This is a genomic window from Burkholderia sp. WSM2232 (assembly GCF_000472545.1).
Classification (GTDB): Bacteria; Pseudomonadota; Gammaproteobacteria; order Burkholderiales; family Burkholderiaceae; genus Paraburkholderia.
Map to the genome: position 1 here is coordinate 1 of NZ_AWZV01000067.1, position 2680 is coordinate 2680.

The following is a 2680-nucleotide window of genomic DNA, read 5'->3' on the forward strand; positions in this document are numbered from 1 at the left end:
ACCTGATCATTTCCGTCCACCAGGGCAACCGCGTTGGGCCGTTCCAGCGCCTGCGCCGCGATTCGCGCACTCACGGGTTCGTACATGAACGTCGCTGGCGTATGGACCGCTGATTGGCCATCCAACTCGGGCAACTCGAACGACGCGATCAGCGCATCCGGCGCCGAACTCCATTGATCGAGCAGTCCCGTGAAATGACGCGCGACGCGTTCGATGGTCTCCGCTTCGAATACATCGGTCGCATACGTGAACGTCAAATCGAGCGAATCGCCCGCGGCCTCGGCGATGTTCAGCATCAGATCGAACTGCGCCTCGCCGTTCCCGACTTCTTGCACTGTCACGTGCACGCCGTCGCCGAACGACGTCGTCAGGTCATGGCGCTGCTGCTGATTCACGAGCACCTGAAAGAGCGGCGTCTGCGTCAGTTCGCGCTCGGGCTGTACCGCCTTGACGACGCTCGCGAACGGCACGTCCTGGTTCGCATAGGCACCGAGGAGCCGCTCGCGTACGTCGTCGATGAGCTGCGCCGCGCGCATCGCACCGCGCGGCGCAGTGCGAATCACGACAGTGTTGACGAAGAAGCCCGCCACATCCGCCGCGCCCGGCAGGTCGCGACCTGCGAGCGGCACGCCGAGGCGGATGTCGGACTGGCCGGAGTATCGGTACAGCAACGCGTCGAACGCGGCCAGAAGCGTCATGAAGAGCGTCGCGCGGCGAGCGCTCGCGAGCGCGCGCAGCGCCTTCGTGGTGGCGGCTGGCACGCGCGTGCGATGGCGCGCGCCAGCCGCGCGGCGCGTGCCGCCGCGCACGCGATCGTAGGGCAACGCCAGCGTCGCGGGCGAATCGTCGTCAGTCGCGAGCGTGGCGCGCCACCACGCCAGTTGCGCGGACTCGCGCTCGGGCGTCAGTTGAGCCGCACGCGCCGCGATCAGCGCGCGATATCTGGCGGACGCGGTCGCGCCGTCATTCGCCTCATGCACCGACGACTGAACACAGTGGGCTCCGCCCGCTGCGCAATGCTCGCGGTAGAGGCGCGAGAAGTCGGCAAACAGCAGGCCGATCGACCAGTCGTCGCTGACGATGTGATGCAGCACCAGATGCAATACATGATGATTGTCGGCGACACGCACGAGCGTCGCACGCACAGGCGGCTCCGACGTCAGGTCAAAGGGCTTGCGGACCAGCGCGGCGAGACAGTCGGCCAGAGTTTCGTTGCTGGTGTTGCTGGTGTTGCTGGCCTGGGGCGTACACGGCAGTTCGAGCAGGTGGATTGCGCTGCCGGTTGCTGCATCGATACGCTGGAACGCCACGCCCTCCACTTCGCTGAAACGCATCCGCAATGCCGGATGCCGCTGGACCAGGGTGTCGAACGCGGCACGCAAAGCATCGACATCGAGGTGGCCCTCGAAACGCAGCGCACCGTTGACGTGGTACGCCGCACTCTGCGGGTCGAGTTTCCACAGGAACCACAAGCTTTGCTGCGACGGTGTGAGCGGGATCGGTGCGCTTACGTCGTGCTGATTGGCTGAGTCGACGGACGGGTGATCGATGGTGTGTGCGGTCAGCTCTGGCTGCTGCGACGGCTCGGGTTGCTTTGCATGCGCTGCTTGCTTTGCGTCCTCAACCTGCTGCGCCTGCTCCGCCTGGGGTGCCTGCTTTGCCTGCTGTGCCTGTTCAGGCTGCTTTGCCTGTTCAGGCTGCTCTGCCTGCTCAGACTGCTTTGCTCGCTCAGACTGCTCCGTTTGCCCCGGGTATTCGCCCCCTGCTACCTGCGCATCATTCCCCCCTTGCCCACGTTGCCCGGCCTGCTCCGCCTGTTCCATGTACCCTGCTGGCATGGAGAGATGCTCGCTCGGTACATCAGCCAAGCCAGTACCGCCCGCGCCCCGTCGAAGACCCAATGCACCCGACGCCGACACGAGCGCATCGTCGTCAACAAACTGCGTGCCGCGCAGCAGCGTCGCAAACTCGCACAGCCGCGGATGCTCGAACACGGCGCGCAGTCCTGGCGCCTCGCCGAAGGCCGCCCGCACCGCCGAAATCACGCGCACCGCCGACAACGAATGCCCGCCGAGTAGAAAGAAATCGTCGAGTGCGCCGACCCGCTCGGCCCCCAGCACCTGTTGCCAGATCGTCGCGAGCCGCGCTTCGGTTTCGTCGCGCGGGGCCACGTAAGACGCGCGACCCGCAGCATTTCCGACCGCTTCCGGCGCGGGCAGCGCACGGCGATCGAGCTTGCCGTTCGGCGTGAGCGGAAAGCGCTCGAGCTCCACGTATGAGGACGGCACCATGTGCGCGGGCAGCCGCGCCGCGAGCCACGCCTGCCAGCGCGCGACATCTCCTGCATGCGGTGCACCGCGCGGCACCACGTACGCTACAAGACGCCGGTCACGGTCGCCCGCGTTCGCACCGCTTACCACCACCGCCGCATCACGCACTTCGGGATGAGCCAGCAGCGCCGCCTGGATTTCGCCGAGTTCGATGCGAAAGCCCCGGATCTTCACCTGATCGTCGTTGCGGCCCAGGTATTCGAGGTCGCCGTCCGCCAGCCGTCGTGCGAGATCGCCCGAGCGATACAGACGTGTGCCCGGCGCGCCGTACGGGTCCGGCACGAAGCGTTGCGCGGTGAGCGCCGTGCGCCCCAGATAGCCGCGCGCGAGGCCCGCGCCGCCGACATACA

Annotated in this window: 1 protein-coding gene; it reads right to left on the reverse strand. The window is 66.8% G+C overall.

The window, feature by feature from the left end; translation table 11 throughout:
- Nucleotides 1-2680 (reverse strand): condensation domain-containing protein (locus F757_RS0129760; protein WP_027214514.1); only part of this gene is annotated, 2680 nt, incomplete at both ends.